The 17,318-nt window shown below is 41.1% G+C and carries 13 protein-coding genes, 4 tRNA genes, 3 rRNA genes and 1 pseudogene; 20 read left to right on the top strand and 1 reads right to left on the bottom strand.

The window, feature by feature from the left end:
- Positions 1 to 33 precede the first annotated feature (33 nt).
- The 20 genes and pseudogenes from NYR60_RS06445 to NYR60_RS06345 all read left to right on the top strand — a co-directional run bounded on the left by NYR60_RS06445 (position 34) and on the right by NYR60_RS06345 (position 16,306).
- Positions 34 to 528 (top strand): chorismate--pyruvate lyase family protein, encoded by a 495-nt coding sequence (locus tag NYR60_RS06445; protein ID WP_279467975.1) that lies wholly within the window; start codon positions 34 to 36, stop codon positions 526 to 528.
- A 62-nt stretch (positions 529 to 590) separates the two neighbouring features.
- Positions 591 to 1,394, top strand: coding sequence for a glutamate racemase (gene murI, locus NYR60_RS06440; protein ID WP_279466229.1), 804 nt, complete (start codon positions 591 to 593; stop codon positions 1,392 to 1,394).
- 369 nt (positions 1,395 to 1,763) lie between these two features.
- Positions 1,764 to 3,302 (top strand): 16S ribosomal RNA (locus NYR60_RS06435).
- A 120-nt stretch (positions 3,303 to 3,422) separates the two neighbouring features.
- Positions 3,423 to 3,498 (top strand) — tRNA-Glu (locus NYR60_RS06430).
- Positions 3,499 to 3,688: 190 nt separating this feature from the next.
- Positions 3,689 to 6,587, top strand: a 23S ribosomal RNA gene (locus NYR60_RS06425).
- 175 nt (positions 6,588 to 6,762) lie between these two features.
- Positions 6,763 to 6,878: ribosomal RNA gene (rrf, locus tag NYR60_RS06420) — 5S ribosomal RNA — on the top strand.
- Together the 16S, 23S and 5S rRNA genes with 1 tRNA gene alongside form the textbook arrangement of a ribosomal RNA operon.
- Positions 6,879 to 7,201: 323 nt before the next feature.
- A complete protein-coding gene (locus NYR60_RS06415; protein ID WP_279466227.1) occupies positions 7,202 to 7,381 on the top strand; it encodes a hypothetical protein in 180 nt (59 codons plus the stop codon).
- A 4-nt stretch (positions 7,382 to 7,385) separates the two neighbouring features.
- Positions 7,386 to 7,859, top strand: coding sequence for a hypothetical protein (locus NYR60_RS06410; protein ID WP_279466226.1), 474 nt, complete (start codon positions 7,386 to 7,388; stop codon positions 7,857 to 7,859).
- A 139-nt stretch (positions 7,860 to 7,998) separates the two neighbouring features.
- Positions 7,999 to 8,715: a DnaA regulatory inactivator Hda gene (gene hda / locus NYR60_RS06405; protein WP_279466225.1), complete on the top strand. Its 717-nt coding sequence runs from the start codon at positions 7,999 to 8,001 to the stop codon at positions 8,713 to 8,715.
- Between the two features lie 140 nt (positions 8,716 to 8,855).
- Positions 8,856 to 9,491, top strand: a complete 636-nt coding sequence (gene ccmA, locus NYR60_RS06400) for a cytochrome c biogenesis heme-transporting ATPase CcmA (RefSeq protein ID WP_279466222.1) — start codon at positions 8,856 to 8,858, stop codon at positions 9,489 to 9,491.
- Positions 9,488 to 10,149 (top strand): annotated as a pseudogene (gene ccmB, locus NYR60_RS06390) (heme exporter protein CcmB). The gene ccmA and the pseudogene ccmB overlap by 4 nt, the downstream one beginning before the upstream one ends.
- A 40-nt stretch (positions 10,150 to 10,189) precedes the next feature.
- Positions 10,190 to 10,933 carry a heme ABC transporter permease gene (locus tag NYR60_RS06385; RefSeq protein ID WP_279466218.1) on the top strand — a complete coding sequence of 248 codons (744 nt, stop codon included), beginning with the start codon at positions 10,190 to 10,192 and terminating at the stop codon, positions 10,931 to 10,933.
- Positions 10,934 to 10,942: 9 nt separating this feature from the next.
- Positions 10,943 to 11,143, top strand: coding sequence for a heme exporter protein CcmD (ccmD, locus tag NYR60_RS06380; RefSeq protein ID WP_279466216.1), 201 nt, complete (start codon positions 10,943 to 10,945; stop codon positions 11,141 to 11,143).
- Between the two features lie 283 nt (positions 11,144 to 11,426).
- The gene (ccmE, locus tag NYR60_RS06375; protein WP_279466215.1) at positions 11,427 to 11,972 is read left to right on the top strand and encodes a cytochrome c maturation protein CcmE; all 546 of its coding nucleotides are present in this window, start codon (positions 11,427 to 11,429) and stop codon (positions 11,970 to 11,972) included.
- On the top strand, positions 11,972 to 13,921 hold the full coding sequence (locus tag NYR60_RS06370; protein WP_279466214.1) for a heme lyase CcmF/NrfE family subunit: 1,950 nt from the start codon (positions 11,972 to 11,974) through the stop codon (positions 13,919 to 13,921). Before ccmE ends, NYR60_RS06370 begins: the two co-directional genes overlap by 1 nt.
- 282 nt (positions 13,922 to 14,203) lie before the next feature.
- Positions 14,204 to 14,298, top strand: a tRNA-Ser gene (locus NYR60_RS06365).
- Between the two features lie 13 nt (positions 14,299 to 14,311).
- Positions 14,312 to 14,388, top strand: a tRNA-Arg gene (locus NYR60_RS06360).
- A gap of 71 nt (positions 14,389 to 14,459) precedes the next feature.
- Positions 14,460 to 14,536, top strand: a tRNA-Arg gene (locus NYR60_RS06355).
- Between the two features lie 178 nt (positions 14,537 to 14,714).
- Positions 14,715 to 16,172: a membrane-bound lytic murein transglycosylase MltF gene (mltF, locus tag NYR60_RS06350; RefSeq protein WP_279466213.1), complete on the top strand. Its 1,458-nt coding sequence runs from the start codon at positions 14,715 to 14,717 to the stop codon at positions 16,170 to 16,172.
- On the top strand, positions 16,169 to 16,306 hold the full coding sequence (locus NYR60_RS06345) for a hypothetical protein (protein WP_279466208.1): 138 nt from the start codon (positions 16,169 to 16,171) through the stop codon (positions 16,304 to 16,306). The genes mltF and NYR60_RS06345 overlap by 4 nt, the downstream gene beginning before the upstream one ends.
- Before the next feature lie 62 nt (positions 16,307 to 16,368).
- Here NYR60_RS06345 and tpiA read toward each other — a convergent pair whose 3' ends face one another.
- Entirely contained in the window at positions 16,369 to 17,139 is a 771-nt protein-coding gene (gene tpiA, locus NYR60_RS06340) for a triose-phosphate isomerase (RefSeq protein WP_279466206.1), read from the bottom strand.
- Between the last annotated feature and the right edge of the window lie 179 nt (positions 17,140 to 17,318).

Raw genomic sequence — 17,318 nt, 5'->3', positions numbered from 1 at the left:
GTTAAAATAATTTGCAATCTCACCGCTTTTTTTATACTTATGTTACAAAAATATCGCAAAATTTTGACCAATAATAATTGGTGTTCAGAGTCTGGAGCACTAAGTAACGCTCAACAAGAATGGCTATTACATCAAGGATCATTAACACAAAAATTACTACAGGTTACGCAGCAATTTAACGTTGAAATAACACAACAGAAGTGGATTGCAAAAAAAGCAAGAAATTTAACCGCTTCTTCAAAGGATTACTGGCTAAGAGAAGTATTGTTAAAAGAAAAAGATCAAGCATGGATATTTGCTCAAACTTTAGTGCCAAAAGCAACGATAGATAATGTAGCAAAAGATCTTCCTACGCTTGGTAAGCAAGCTATCGGTTTATGGCTTTTCCCTCAGCAACCGCACAGAATTTCTCTCGAATGGCAATTTGATAAAGAGAGTAAAATGTATATGCGTAAAGCACGTTATGTATTAAAGGGCTATTCGCTAGAAATATATGAATTGTTCCTTAAGGATTTCCCTTATCTTTAGAACTTGAATCACAAAATATAAGAGAGTAGGATTCTCTCCAATATTTCCTTTATTTTTATCATATGAAACCAACAATTCTTTTATACGATTCGGGAATGGGTGGGCTTACTATTTATGATGCCATACGCCAAACATTACCGAATGCTCATTATCTTTATTGTTTCGATAATGCCTACTTCCCTTACTCCGAACGTTCTGAAAATGTATTAATTGAACAAGCGGTTAAAATTGTGCAAATAATTGCAGAAAAATACCCGCTTGATATGGTCGTTGTCGCTTGCAATACCGCAAGTACGGTAGTGTTACCAGCTCTAAGAGCAAAATTTACTTTTCCAATTGTTGGAACCGTACCAGCAATTAAACCGGCTGCAGCTGTATCGGAAACGAAAACAATTGGATTACTCGCGACCAAAGGTACGGTGGAACGTCCTTATGTTGCGGAGCTTATCGAAAAGTATGCCAAAGATTGCATTGTTGAAAAGATCGGAAGTACGACATTAGTAGAATTGGTAGAAGAAAAGATCCGAACCAGGAATGTTGATCAAAAACGACTCGCTGAAGTGATTGCTGAATGGCAAGCTCATCCGACGCTTGATACGGTAATTTTAGGTTGTACTCACTTCCCACTTGTCAAACAAGAATTACAGCAACTATTACCGAATATAAAATATTTTATTGATCCGGGTAACGGTATTGCTAATAGAGTTAGTAGCCTATTAAGTAAGTTGCCACTAAAGAATATGGAACAAAATAACGAAAATATCGCCTTTTGTACCAAAATAGACACAGAGTTCTCTAAAAGAGAAGTGATTATGCAACAATGGGGCTTCAAGCGGTTAGAATTACTAAATTTCTTACAAAAATAAAATCTTTATAAATCAATTGGTTATGAGCATTTAGTTTATTAAACTGGCTAAAAACAAAACATTTGATAAAAAAATGCAAAAAAGTGCTTGCAAGGATTTCATATTTCTCTATAATGCACCACACACAACGACGCACTGTTGTGAACGATTTAAAATTGATTTCCAGTGCGTCGTTTCTTTTTGTTCTTTAACAATATATCAGACAATCTGTGTGGGCACTTGTTGATTGACTTAATTTTAAAAATATTATTTAAAACTTGAAGTCTTAATAGGTGCTTAAACTAGAAATTCATATTTATCTTTTACTTAACTTAGTTAGGTAAGAGAAGTGAACTTAGCTAAGCAGTTTATTGAGCGATTAAACTTTTTGAATTGAAGAGTTTGATCATGGCTCAGATTGAACGCTGGCGGCAGGCTTAACACATGCAAGTCGAACGGTAACAGGGATTAGCTTGCTAATTTGCTGACGAGTGGCGGACGGGTGAGTAATGCTTGGGAATCTGGCTTATGGAGGGGGATAACTACGGGAAACTGTAGCTAATACCGCGTAATATCTTTGGATTAAAGTGTGGGACCGCAAGGCCACATGCCATGAGATGAGCCCAAGTGGGATTAGGTAGTTGGTGGGGTAAAGGCCTACCAAGCCGACGATCTCTAGCTGGTCTGAGAGGATGACCAGCCACACTGGAACTGAGACACGGTCCAGACTCCTACGGGAGGCAGCAGTGGGGAATATTGCACAATGGGGGGAACCCTGATGCAGCCATGCCGCGTGAATGAAGAAGGCCTTCGGGTTGTAAAGTTCTTTCGGTAGCGAGGAAGGTGGTAATGTTAATAGCATTATCAATTGACGTTAACTACAGAAGAAGCACCGGCTAACTCCGTGCCAGCAGCCGCGGTAATACGGAGGGTGCGAGCGTTAATCGGAATAACTGGGCGTAAAGGGCACGCAGGCGGTTGATTAAGTGAGATGTGAAAGCCCGGGCTTAACCTGGGAATTGCATTTCATACTGGTCAACTAGAGTACTTTAGGGAGGGGTAGAATTCCACGTGTAGCGGTGAAATGCGTAGAGATGTGGAGGAATACCGAAGGCGAAGGCAGCCCCTTGGGAATGTACTGACGCTCATGTGCGAAAGCGTGGGGAGCAAACAGGATTAGATACCCTGGTAGTCCACGCTGTAAACGCTGTCGATTTGGGGATTGGACTATAAGTTTGGTGCCCGAAGCTAACGTGATAAATCGACCGCCTGGGGAGTACGGCCGCAAGGTTAAAACTCAAATGAATTGACGGGGGCCCGCACAAGCGGTGGAGCATGTGGTTTAATTCGATGCAACGCGAAGAACCTTACCTACTCTTGACATCCAGAGAATCCTGTAGAGATACGGGAGTGCCTTCGGGAGCTCTGAGACAGGTGCTGCATGGCTGTCGTCAGCTCGTGTTGTGAAATGTTGGGTTAAGTCCCGCAACGAGCGCAACCCTTATCCTTTGTTGCCAGCGGTTCGGCCGGGAACTCAAAGGAGACTGCCAGTGATAAACTGGAGGAAGGTGGGGATGACGTCAAGTCATCATGGCCCTTACGAGTAGGGCTACACACGTGCTACAATGGCGTATACAGAGGGAAGCAATATGGCGACATGGAGCAAATCTCACAAAGTACGTCTAAGTCCGGATTGGAGTCTGCAACTCGACTCCATGAAGTCGGAATCGCTAGTAATCGCAAATCAGAATGTTGCGGTGAATACGTTCCCGGGCCTTGTACACACCGCCCGTCACACCATGGGAGTGGGTTGTACCAGAAGTAGATAGCTTAACCGCAAGGGGGGCGTTTACCACGGTATGATTCATGACTGGGGTGAAGTCGTAACAAGGTAACCGTAGGGGAACCTGCGGTTGGATCACCTCCTTACCAAGAATTGAGCGACTGCAAGTGTTCACACAGATTGTTTGATAGATATTGACAAGTAGTTGTAGATTGAATAGAATTTACGGCTCTTGAATGGCAAAGTGGAAAGCATCTTTAAATGCTGTCCCCATCGTCTAGAGGCCTAGGACATCGCCCTTTCACGGCGGTAACCGGGGTTCGAATCCCCGTGGGGACGCCATTTAAAGATGACTTTTGTTGTCTAAATTGTTCTTTAAAAAATTGGAAACAAGCTGAAAAACTGAGAGATTTTCGAAAGAAAGTCTGAGTAGTTAAAAAATCTTGACTGAACAAAAGCAGTCAAGTGTTTAGTTGAATAAAATACGCATTGAATGAATTTAAATAAGTTTTGAAAACATTTGAGGTTGTATAGTTAAGTGACTAAGCGTACACGGTGGATGCCTTGGCAATCAGAGGCGAAGAAGGACGTGCTAATCTGCGAAAAGCTTGGATGAGTTGATAAGAAGCGTTTAATCCAAGATATCCGAATGGGGAAACCCAGTAGATGAAGAATCTACTATTATTAAGTGAATACATAGCTTAATAAGGCAAACCGGGAGAACTGAAACATCTAAGTACCCCGAGGAAAAGAAATCAACCGAGATTCTGTGAGTAGCGGCGAGCGAAAGCGGAGGAGCCTTCAAACGATAGCAATCAATTCAGAAGAATGAGCTGGGAAGCTCAACGACACAGGGTGATAGTCCCGTATTCGAAGAATAGGTTGTGGTACTAAGTTTGAGATAAGTAGGGCGGGACACGAGAAATCCTGTTTGAAGATGGGGGGACCATCCTCCAAGGCTAAATACTCCTGATTGACCGATAGTGAACCAGTACTGTGAAGGAAAGGCGAAAAGAACCCCAGTGAGGGGAGTGAAATAGAACCTGAAACCGTGTACGTACAAGCAGTGGGAGCCTCTTTATGGGGTGACTGCGTACCTTTTGTATAATGGGTCAGCGACTTATATTTTGTAGCGAGGTTAACTGAATAAGGGAGCCGAAGGGAAACCGAGTCTTAACTGGGCGTTTAGTTGCAAGGTATAGACCCGAAACCCGGTGATCTAGCCATGGGCAGGTTGAAGATTGGGTAACACTAATTGGAGGACCGAACCGACTAATGTTGAAAAATTAGCGGATGACTTGTGGCTGGGGGTGAAAGGCCAATCAAACCGGGAGATAGCTGGTTCTCCCCGAAATCTATTTAGGTAGAGCCTTGAGCGGACACCTTCGGGGGTAGAGCACTGTTTCGGCTAGGGGTCCATCCCGGATTACCAACCCGATGCAAACTGCGAATACCGAAGAGTGATACTCAGGAGACACACGGTGGGTGCTAACGTCCATCGTGGAGAGGGAAACAACCCAGACCGCCAGCTAAGGTCCCAAAGTACTAGTTAAGTGGGAAACGAAGTGGGAAGGCTTAGACAGCTAGGATGTTGGCTTAGAAGCAGCCATCATTTAAAGAAAGCGTAATAGCTCACTAGTCGAGTCGGCCTGCGCGGAAGATGTAACGGGGCTAAAACTAGTCACCGAAGCTGCGGCATCAATGGAAACATTGTTGGGTAGGGGAGCGTTCTGTAAGCGGATGAAGCTGAATTGAGAAGTTTGGTGGACGTATCAGAAGTGCGAATGCTGACATAAGTAACGATAAAACGAGTGAAAAACTCGTTCGCCGGAAGACCAAGGGTTCCTGTCCAACGTTAATCGGGGCAGGGTGAGTCGGCCCCTAAGGCGAGGCTGAAAAGCGTAGTCGATGGGAAACGGGTTAATATTCCCGTACTTGGTATAATTGCGATGTGGGGACGGAGAAGGTTAGGTAATCAGACTGTTGGATGTCTGTTTAAGCCGGTAGGTGGGAATTTTAGGCAAATCCGGAATTCTGTTAACACCGAGAAGTGATGACGAGTCTCTACGGAGATGAAGTTACCGATACCACGCTTCCAGGAAAAGCCACTAAGCTTCAGGTTATACTAAACCGTACTATAAACCGACACAGGTGGTCAGGTAGAGAATACTCAGGCGCTTGAGAGAACTCGGGTGAAGGAACTAGGCAAAATAGCACCGTAACTTCGGGAGAAGGTGCGCCGGCGTAGATTGTAAGCGTTTACCGCTGAAGGTTGAACCGGTCGAAGATACCAGCTGGCTGCAACTGTTTATTAAAAACACAGCACTCTGCAAACACGAAAGTGGACGTATAGGGTGTGATGCCTGCCCGGTGCTGGAAGGTTAATTGATGGTGTTATCGAAAGAGAAGCTCCTGATCGAAGCCCCAGTAAACGGCGGCCGTAACTATAACGGTCCTAAGGTAGCGAAATTCCTTGTCGGGTAAGTTCCGACCTGCACGAATGGCATAATGATGGCCAGGCTGTCTCCACCCGAGACTCAGTGAAATTGAAATCGCCGTGAAGATGCGGTGTACCCGCGGCTAGACGGAAAGACCCCGTGAACCTTTACTATAGCTTGACACTGAACATTGAATTTTGATGTGTAGGATAGGTGGGAGCCTTTGAAGCAGTCACGCCAGTGATTGTGGAGGCGTCCTTGAAATACCACCCTTTAACGTTTGATGTTCTAACGAAGATTGCGGAACGCGGTCTCGGACAGTGTCTGGTGGGTAGTTTGACTGGGGCGGTCTCCTCCCAAAGAGTAACGGAGGAGCACGAAGGTTTGCTAATCACGGTCGGACATCGTGAGGTTAGTGCAATGGTATAAGCAAGCTTAACTGCGAGACAGACAAGTCGAGCAGGTGCGAAAGCAGGTCATAGTGATCCGGTGGTTCTGAATGGAAGGGCCATCGCTCAACGGATAAAAGGTACTCCGGGGATAACAGGCTGATACCGCCCAAGAGTTCATATCGACGGCGGTGTTTGGCACCTCGATGTCGGCTCATCACATCCTGGGGCTGAAGTAGGTCCCAAGGGTATGGCTGTTCGCCATTTAAAGTGGTACGCGAGCTGGGTTTAGAACGTCGTGAGACAGTTCGGTCCCTATCTGCCGTGGGCGTTGGAGAATTGAGAGGGGCTGCTCCTAGTACGAGAGGACCGGAGTGGACGCATCACTGGTGTTCCAGTTGTCTCGCCAGAGGCACTGCTGGGTAGCTACATGCGGAAGAGATAAGTGCTGAAAGCATCTAAGCACGAAACTTGCCTTAAGATGAGTTCTCCCAGTCTATAAGACTGTAAGGGTTGTTGGAGACTACGACGTAGATAGGTGTGGTGTGTAAGCGTAGTGATACGTTGAGCTAACACATACTAATTGCCCGAGAGGCTTAACTATACAACGCTCAAGTGTTTTTGGGCGTAGAGCGAAGTGAAAAGCTAGAAAAGACTAAAAACTAAAGAAGATGAAAAAATCAGTAAACAGCTTGTTTCGAATTTAAAGTGCGAATAAAAAGCAGATAAAGAACGAAGAGAAAGACAAATAAAGAAGATAAAGGTCATCAACAGAATATTCTGGCGACCAGAGTGCTGTGGCTCTACCTGATTCCATTCCGAACTCAGAAGTAAAACGCAGTAACGCCGATGGTAGTGTGGGGTTTCCCCATGTGAGAGTAGGGCATCGCCAGATTGAATTTAGCGCGAAAGCGAAGAAGAGGTAAAGGAACCCCAGAGTTAGTGATAGCTCTGGGGTTTTTGCTATTTGAGATAAAGGAAAATTGGAAAAGAGAAACTAATCAATACATAAAAGCCATAAATGAATGTGTTGAGAGAATAAAGATAAGCCCTAGCAGAAATGCTAGGGCTTTGTTGTATTTCAGTCATACTTAATAAGTATCAATGAATAAAATATAGTCAAAATTGTGATCAGATTAGTTTATTCCTTGTAGGAATAAACTAAATATCAATGCTAAACAACTTATAGGAGATTTTATTTGATGAAAACTTTTGTTATTGAATACACATTATGAATGCCAAGATGCTGATCGCTCTTACCATTTTGTTGATGCAAGAAATGAAGAAATTGCTCGTATTTTAGCGGAAGAATATATTTTGCGTTTATTACAATTACGCTTTAAAAAACAAATTTCTTTCAATATTACGAGTTTTAAAGAACTACCAAAAGAGGTGTAAGTTTATGAAAACATTATCTAAATCAATAATGAATGGAATATTGATGGGAACAATGTTATTTGGCTTTCTATTTCCTATATCTAGTTATGCTGAAATAGCGGCTAATCCTCGAACAGTTCAGGTAAAAGACAGTTATACTATAGATGAAATTTCTGTTCTTCTTAGAGAGAATGGATATTTAGCGGAAAAAGTAGAACCTAATATGTTTAGGATTGATCTATCTGACCGGTATTTTTATATGATACTAACTGATACAAGGATTTACTTTGCGGCTATCTATAGGAATAAATCTCTTCCAGATATCAATGAATGGAATGCGAAGACTCATTTGGGTACAGCTATATCCAAGAATGGAGACGTAATTTTGAGCCATAGATTCTATACTTTGGGCGGTTTAAGTGAGGAGTACATATTAATGCAGATCTACGCATTTATTGAACAAAGCAAACTGCTTAATGAGTATTTATCTAAGAAATAAAACGTAGTTAGAAATTTAAAACCAGTAGAAATAATAAACTGTGATCAAATGAATCACAGTTTTTCTTTTCATCACGCCTTATTGCCCTCTCTTCCCTTTTCCGCTATCCTTGTTTGGTTTTTATTTTTGTGTGAGCAGAATGTCATTACAACTTTCGTTACCGATTCATCAAGTTGATGATGAAACCTTTGAGAATTTTTATGCGGAAAACAGTTTGGTGCTGTTGGATTCGTTACGTCAAAATTTTATCGATGTGCAGCAGCCTTTTTTCTATATTTGGGGTGGGAAGAGTAGCGGTAAAAGCCATCTTTTAAAAGCGGTTAGTAATCATTATCTGCTCAATCAACAAACTTCAAGCTATATTCCTTTAGAAAAATCTCAGTATTTTTCGCCAATGGTGTTGGATAATGCAAATCAATTGGATGTGATTTGTTTAGATGACATTCAGGCGATTGTAGGTAATGAGGAATGGGAACTTGCTATCTTTGACCTTTTTAATTTAATCCGTGAGCAACAAAGTTTATTTGGTAACGGGCATAAAACATTGTTGCTGATTAGTGCGGATTGTCCTCCGAATCAGCTAAAGGTCTCTTTGCCGGATCTTCGTTCTCGTCTAACGTGGGGCGAGGTATATCATTTGTATGATTTGAATGATGAACAAAAACGCACGATTTTACAACGTAGGGCTTACCAAAAAGGTATGGATCTTTCCGATGAGGTGGCGAATTTTCTACTTAAACGTTTAGATCGAGATTTACAGACATTATCTACCGAGTTAGACCGTTTAGATCGTGCTTCTCTGCAGGCTCAACGCAAATTAACCGTCCCTTTTGTGAAAGAAATTCTCAGTTTGTAAAGCTGTTTGATTCCTATCAATTTTTGCAAAAAAATGCTGAAATTCGACCGCTTATTACCTCTAAAGTAGTAATGATATAACTACGTTAAATTCCGCTCTTATGTTAAACTCTGCCTATCTTTTCTTTCTTATTCATCGTTATGATACATAGCAATTTACTGACTATTTCCAATTTGGCTTGTGAACGAGGCGAGAATCGTTTATTCGAGCATTGTGATTTTTCTGTTAGTGTTGGGGAATGGGTACAGATTGAAGGGCATAATGGGATAGGTAAAACCAGTTTATTACGTATTTTAGCTGGACTTGCAGTACCGGCTGAAGGTGAGGTCTTGTGGAATAACGTGCCGATTCAAAAACAACGTGATGAATATTATGCCGAGCTATTTTATCTTGCTCATCACGCTGGTGTGAAACCTGAACTTTCGCCTTGGGAAAATTTACGTTTTTATCAGAAAATTCAAGGGCTTCCGTTAGATGACGACTCGCTATGGAATGCGTTGGATAAGGTAGGACTAATTGGACGTGAAGATTTAGCTTGTTCTCATCTTTCTGCTGGTCAGCAACGCCGTGTCGCTTTGGCAAAATTATGGCTGACTAAACAAAAACTTTGGATTTTAGATGAGCCTTTTACGGCGATAGATAAGAAAGGTGTCGCGGATTTGATTGCTCATATTGAGCAACATTGTGAGCATGGTGGAATGGTTATTTTTACTAGCCACCAAGCGGCTGAAAGTGATCGGGTGAGAATCTTATCTTTGGATCAATTTAAACTATGATTTTGTTGACTATTATTCAGCGTGAATTAACTATCGCTTTTAGAAAACCGGCGGAAATTCTAAATCCGTTATGGTTTTTTTTGATTGTTATTACTCTATTTCCCTTATTAATGGGTCCGAATCCGGAATTATTGGGAAAAATTGCACCGGTGTGGCGTGGGTTGCGGCATTGCTTTCGGCATTGCTTTCATTTGAACGATTATTTCGTGATGATTATTTAGATGGTTCCCTAGAGCAGCTAATGTTACTGCCGGTCGGTTTACCGCAAGTGGCTCTTGCTAAGGTCATTGCTCATTGGCTTTTAACCGGATTACCTTTAATTTTACTCTCACCCATTGCGGCAATTTTACTGTCTTTAGAAACACAAGTTTGGTGGGCGTTAGTCTTAACTTTATTACTCGGTACACCAATTCTGAGCTGTTTAGGTGCAATCGGTGTCGCCTTGACCGTCGGTTTGCGTAAAGGTGGAACATTATTAAGTTTGCTTATTTTACCTTTATTTCTGCCGGTATTGATTTTTGCTGCTGCCGTATTGGAAGCAGCAACGTTAAATATGGGATACAGCGGTCAATTAGCAATCATTGGGGCGATTTTAGCGTTAACTCTGACGTTTTCCCCTTTTGCAATTGCAGGGGCGTTGAGAATCAGCCTTCAATAAAGCGGTTAAATTTTTTAGTTTTTTGTAATTTGGAGATGTTATGTGGAAGTGGCTTCATCCCTATGCTAAATCGGAAACACAATACCGATTACTTGGGAAAATTCAACCTGCATTAGGTTGGTTAAGTTTTATTATGTTAACAGTAGCCTTTGTTTGGGGACTCGGGTTTGCACCTAAGGATTACCAACAAGGTGAGAGTTACCGTATTATCTTTATTCACGTGCCGGCAGCAATTTGGTCGATGGGTGTATACGGCTCAATGGCGGTAGCGGCATTAGTCGCATTAGTGTGGCAGATTCGCCAAGCCAATTTGGCAATGATTTCAATGGCACCAATCGGATTGGTTTTTGCCTTTATTTCGTTGGCAACCGGTGCGATTTGGGGTAAGCCGATGTGGGGAACTTGGTGGGTATGGGATGCTCGCTTAACCTCAGCGTTAGTCCTTTTCTTTCTTTATATTGGTGTAATGGCGCTTTACTCTGCATTCCAAGATAAACAAACCGGTGCGAAAGCTGCCGGAGTATTATCTGTTGTCGGTGTGATTAACTTGCCGATTATTCACTTCTCGGTAGAGTGGTGGAATACCTTACATCAAGGGGCAACAATTACTAAATTAGACAAACCGTCAATGGCGGTAGAAATGTTAATCCCGTTATTATTAGCCATTTTTGGTAGTTTAATTTTTACGGCGTGGTTCAGTATTTGGCGTTATCGCATCGCTTTATTAAATGATGAGCGTAAACGTCCGTGGGTAAAAGCATTAGTCAGCAATCACGTAAAATAGGAGTAAACAATGACATTAACGTTTCAGTTTAATTCATTCGCTGAATTTTTAGCGATGGATAAATATGGTTTTTATGTGTGGCTTTCTTATGGTATTTCATTCTTAGCAATGGCTGGATTAATTTGGCTTTCTCTCCGAGAGCAAAAACAAATTTTGCAAAATGCTAAGAAAGAGTTGGCTCGTGAAGCACAGTTAAATAAAAATAATTGAGAATTAGCGGTTGTTTTTTCAGATTTCTTGAAAATTAGAGAGAAAAAATGACTGCTATTCTATCAATTAAATGCTTAAGAAATATAAGCGGTCTGATGATAACAAAATTTTGTTAAAATCAGACCGCTTACTTCTTTAGAGGTAGAGTGTTTGAGAAAACGCAAAACTTATGTCGGCGTATTTGAACTAATAGGCGAAAGTTTTTTTATTTTTTGTTATTCTACACACAGTCTTTTAATTTAAATTTTTAATGCATATTTGGCATTTTTGAAAGGTGATTACTATGAATCCAAGACGTAAATCTCGATTGAAAGTGGTGGTTTCAATCCTATTCGGTATGGCAGTAGCTGCCGGTTTAACACTCTATGCGTTAAGCCAAAATATCGACTTATTTTATACGCCATCGGAAATTGTAAATGGTAAGAATGATGATCCGGAGCAAAAACCGGAAGTCGGTCAACGTATCCGTGTTGGTGGTATGGTGGTTGAAGATACGGTAAAACGTGATGAAAAGACCTTAAAAGTTGAGTTTGATGTAAATGATGTAGGACCGTCAATTACGGTTGAATATGAAGGTATCTTACCTGACTTATTCCGTGAAGGGCAAGGTATTGTGGCACAAGGTGTGTTGATTGAGCCAACTCGTTTAAGAGCAACGGAAGTGTTAGCAAAACACGATGAAAATTATATGCCACCGGAATTAGGCGATAAGTTAAAACAGAAACACAATAAGATGGGTGTTTCAGAATCGGATTTAAAAGGCCCTTCTGAGCGTGATAAAGCCGAAATTGAGAAAACATTGAAAACCTTACAAGGGGAATCAAAATAATGGTTGCAGAATTAGGCAATTATGCGTTAGCACTTGCCCTCGGTTTGTCAATTTTCTTGGCAATTTTACCGCTTGTTGGTGCGCAAAAACATAATAGTACGCTGATGGCATTAGCTCGCCCAATGACATGGGCGATGTTTTTAGCCTTAACAATTTCATTTGGCTCACTATTTTATTTATTTGCAGTTAATGATTTCAGCGTACAGTATGTGGTAAATAACTCCAACTCGACTTTACCGATTCAATACCGTTTATCGGCAGTTTGGGGCTCACATGAAGGCTCGATGTTATTGTGGGTTTGGTTGCTTTCGCTTTGGTCTGTAGCAGTTGCGGCATTATCACGTCAAATGCCGGAAGAGGCGGTTGCTCGCGTGCTGAGTGTTATGGGATTAATCAGTATCGGTTTTTTAATTTTCCTTATTTTTAGCTCAAATCCGTTCAATCGTACTTTCCCTGATTTCCCAGCTGATGGACGAGAATTAAATCCAATGTTGCAAGATGTCGGTTTGATTTTCCACCCGCCGTTATTGTATATGGGATATGTCGGATTCTCAGTTGCTTTTGCATTTGCGATTGCATCATTGATGACCGGACGATTAGATACGGCTTGGGCCCGTTGGTCACGTCCTTGGACAATGGCGGCTTGGGTCTTCTTAACACTCGGTATCGTATTAGGCTCGTGGTGGGCATATTATGAATTAGGCTGGGGCGGCTGGTGGTTTTGGGATCCGGTTGAAAATGCTTCATTAATGCCATGGCTTGCTGGAACGGCATTGATTCATTCTTTAGCGGTAACGGAAAAACGCGGTACATTTAAAGCGTGGACAGTATTATTAGCGATTTTAGCTTTCTCACTTTGCTTATTAGGGACTTTCTTGGTACGTTCGGGCATTTTGGTTTCAGTACACGCATTTGCGTCTGATCCGACCCGTGGCTTATATATTCTGGCTTATTTAGTGTTGGTTATCGGTGGCTCATTGTTGTTGTATGCTTTCCAAGGTTCGAAAATTAAGAGTTTAGATAATTACGAGCGTTATTCGAGAGAATCAATGTTGTTAATTAACAACATTATGTTGATGGCGTTTTTATCTGTGGTATTTTTAGGTACGTTATTGCCTTTAGTCCATAAGCAAATCGGTTTAGGGACGATCTCTATTGGCGCACCGTTCTTTGATCAGATGTTCCTGATTTTAATGGTACCGTTTTCATTTATTTTAGGGATAGGTCCATTAGTGAAATGGCGTAGAGATCAAATATCTGCAATCAGAACACCGGTATTAATTGCTTTATCAATGATGGTAGTATTAGGCTTTGCTTTACCTTATGTCTTGCATGATCGCATTACGGTGACATCTGTATTAGGTGTAATGATGGCAGCACTTATTGTGATTCTGAGCTTATATGAATTACATCAGCGTGCAACTCATCGCCATTCGTTCCTATCAGGGGTGTTTAAACTTTCTCGTTCACACTGGGGAATGGTATTAGCTCACGTTGGGGTAGCAATGACCGTTTTCGGTATCGCATTTAGCCAAAACTATAGCGTAGAAAAAAATGTTCGTATGAATGTCGGGGATCAGGTTCAGCTACAAGGTTATGATTTTACCTTTAAAGGTATTAAAATTACCGATGGGGCGAATTACCAAGGCGGTACGGCTGAAATTGAAATTTCTCGCCAAGGAAAGTATGAAGCGACCTTAAATGCGGAAAAACGTTTCTATAATGTGAGTAAAATGGGAATGACGGAAGCTGCGATTGATTGGGGCTTCAGCCGTGACCTTTATGCTGCGTTAGGCGAAAAATTAGAAGACGGCTCGTGGGGTATTCGTTTGTACTATAAACCGTTTATCCGTTGGATTTGGATTGGCGGATTGTTTATGGTATTCGGTGGCTTACTCTGTATGTTTGATAAACGTTATCGAGTCAGCATTGCGAAAAAAGTTGCTTAGTTTTTAAAATAGGTAAGCGGTCATTTTTGAACAAACTATTGCAAAATAGTCAGCAAAAATGACCGCTTTATTTTTTATTCGGTTGCTAAGGGCATAAACCGAATAATATTCAGCAAATATCGGCTAACTATATGATATGTTTGAGATTTATTCATAAGAATTGCAAAAATCAGCCATTCTGTTTATTCCATAGACAAATGCCTGATTTTTTCAGATTTTTAAGAAAAAGCGTTTGACATATTTTTTTATTCTAGTAATATGCACCGCACAGACACAGTGAGTGGTGAGATGGCCGAGCAGGCTGAAGGCGCTCCCCTGCTAAGGGAGTATAGGGTTCAAAAGCTCTATCGAGGGTTCGAATCCCTCTCTCACCGCCATTTACTTTATCACGCACCCGTAGCTCAGCTGGATAGAGTACTCGGCTACGAACCGAGCGGTCAGAGGTTCGAATCCTCTCGGGTGCGCCATTTTAATTTTTACTCTATTCAAATTAAAATGGTCGCTGATAAATTAAATAACTCACCATTCAAAATACAACGCACCCGTAGCTCAGCTGGATAGAGTACTCGGCTACGAACCGAGCGGTCAGAGGTTCGAATCCTCTCGGGTGCGCCATTTCAAAAATATTCTTTTATATCCCATTTAAAATTCAATCATTCTTTTATTTATTAACAACATTTCTCTTAATTATTTTTCATATTATTCAGCCAAAATAAATCTCTGCGTAGGTTATTCCGTAATCGAATAAATTCCGCTAGACTTATATCCATAATTGTATATTGAGGATTTCCTATTGAAAGGACTATTTGTCAGATTAATTGCCGGTATCACTCTTTTGCTTTGGGCATGGGATATGGTTTTCCCATGGCAACAATTAATGCAAGCAGAAGAAAATCGTTATAGCCAGATTCAGCAGAAAAAAGTGATTACAGTTGGTATGATAAATCATCCTTTATCATATTTTGTTGGGCCAGATGGTGCTGCTGGTATTGAATATGAGCTGTCTAAAGCCTTTGCTGATTATTTAGGTGTTAATCTTGCTATTAAAACTTTTGATAATAGTGAGCGATTATTTAATGCGTTAAAAGAGAATAAAGTTGATTTAGTAACGGCTGGAATGCTGTATCAACCGGAAATGGGCGAACAATTCCAGATCGGGGCATCATATTATTCGGCATCTTGGCAAGTGGTATATAAAAAAGGGGAAAATCGTCCCTATAAATTATCAGAATTAAAAGATAGCTTAGTAGTCCCAGCCGGTTCTGCCGTATTACCTATTTTACAGCATTTAAAAGAAGAAAATCCGAATTTAAACTGGCAAATTACTGACCAATTCACACAAGAAGAACTGTTGTTACAAGTTGCAGAAGGAAAAATTCCTTATACGGTGGCGGTTTCGGTTGATATTTCTGCTGCACAGCATATTCGTCCAAATATTGCAGTTGGTTTTGACCTTACCGATGAAATGCCGGTGCTATGGTATTTACCAAACAGTTCTTACAGCGAACTGCAAGCGGCAGTATTGGACTTTATGGATAATGCCAATGAAACCGGATTAATTTCTCGTATAGAGGAAAAATATTTTAATCATTTGGTACATTTTGATTATGTAGATATTCAAAGTTATTTAAGTGCCATTAAATCGGTATTACCTAAGTATCAAGCGTTGTTTGAGAAATATCGTGGTGAATTAGAGTGGCAGATGTTAGCTGCAATTGCTTACCAAGAGTCACATTGGGATCCGAATGCAACCTCTCCGACTGGGGTTCGGGGAATGATGATGTTAACCAGAGATACGGCGGATCGTATGAAGGTGACGGATAGAACCAATGCTGAGCAAAGTATTCGTGCCGGAGCGGAATACTTGCATTTGCTCATGTCTCAAGTGCCAGAAACTGTGCCGAAAGAAGATAGAATTTGGTATGGATTAGCCGCATATAATATGGGACTAGGACATTTACTTGATGTAAGACGTTTGACTAAACAGCTTGGCGGTAATCCGGATAATTGGCTGGATGTAAAGAAAAATCTACCGCTTCTTGCAGAAAAACGTCATTATAGTAACTTAAAATATGGATATGCGAGAGGATTTGAGGCGTTTCAATATGTTGAGAATATTCGTCGCTACTATAGCAGTATCATTAATCATCAACGTATAGAAGATCAGCAAAATCAATTACCAGAAGTAGCTGAACCCACTCAGCCAAATGAGATAAAAGACTCTGATTCTAGTTTGAAGGATAGCTTATGAGACGTAAAGTTAAAAAACCAAGAAAATTACTTAGTAATAATAAATCACGCCGTATTTTCCAAATTTGGCGAAATAAACATCGTATTGCCGAGCGTAGAGGGCTAGCCTTTATGGCGATGCAAAATGAAGCATAAAAAAGCGGTCGAATTTGCAAAGTTTTTTACAAGTTCGACCGCTTTGTTTATCTATGAATGAATTACGCTTTCGCTTTTTCTGCTGCTTTTACGATAACTGCAAATGCCGGTGCTTTTAATGACGCACCACCGACTAATGCACCGTCGATATCCGGCTGAGTGAATAATTCCGCTGCATTCGCATCGTTTACAGAACCACCGTATTGGATGATCACTTGATCTGCAACCGCTTGTGATTTCGCTGCGATGTGACCACGGATAAATGCGTGAACTGCTTGAGCTTGTGCCGGAGTTGCCGATTTACCAGTACCGATAGCCCAAATTGGTTCGTATGCGATTACTGCACCGTTAAACGCTTCAACACCTAACGCATTAATTACTGCATCAATTTGTCTTGCACATACCGCTTCTGTTTGGCCCGCTTCGTTTTCTGCTTCGGTTTCACCGATACATAATACAGGTACTAAACCTGCTGCTTTTAATGCACCGAATTTTTTCGCTACAAATTCATCACTTTCTTTGTGGTAAGTACGGCGTTCAGAGTGACCGATAATGATATATTTTGCACCGAAGTCTTTTAACATTTCAGTCGAAATGTCACCGGTAAATGCACCTTGTACATTAACATCTACGTTTTGTGCGCCTAATGCGATTACTGATTGACCTGCTAATGCTGCTTCAGCTTCCGCTAAGTACATTACTGGTGGAGCGATTGCAACATCACAACCTTTAACATCCGCTAATTCCGCTTTTAAGCCTGCAACTAATTCTTTGGTAAACGTTTTACTACCGTTTAATTTCCAGTTACCCATTACAAGTGGACGACGTGCCATTTTATTTCTCCTATTGAGTTTGAATATAAAAATATAAGCGGTATGAACTATATCAAATTTTGCTAAAGAATTTGATTCTTTTCTGAAAGAATTACGATTTATATCAATAATCTGGAGTGAGGGCTAAATATTTATATTTTTCCGAATGAAAACTGAAATATCTAGGTTTAAAAGTGAGT

This window comes from Actinobacillus genomosp. 2 (assembly GCF_029773605.1).
In the GTDB taxonomy this organism is placed as follows: domain Bacteria; phylum Pseudomonadota; class Gammaproteobacteria; order Enterobacterales; family Pasteurellaceae; genus Actinobacillus.
Note: the sequence above shows the minus strand (reverse complement) of the source record. Positions and strands in the feature narration are given on the sequence as shown.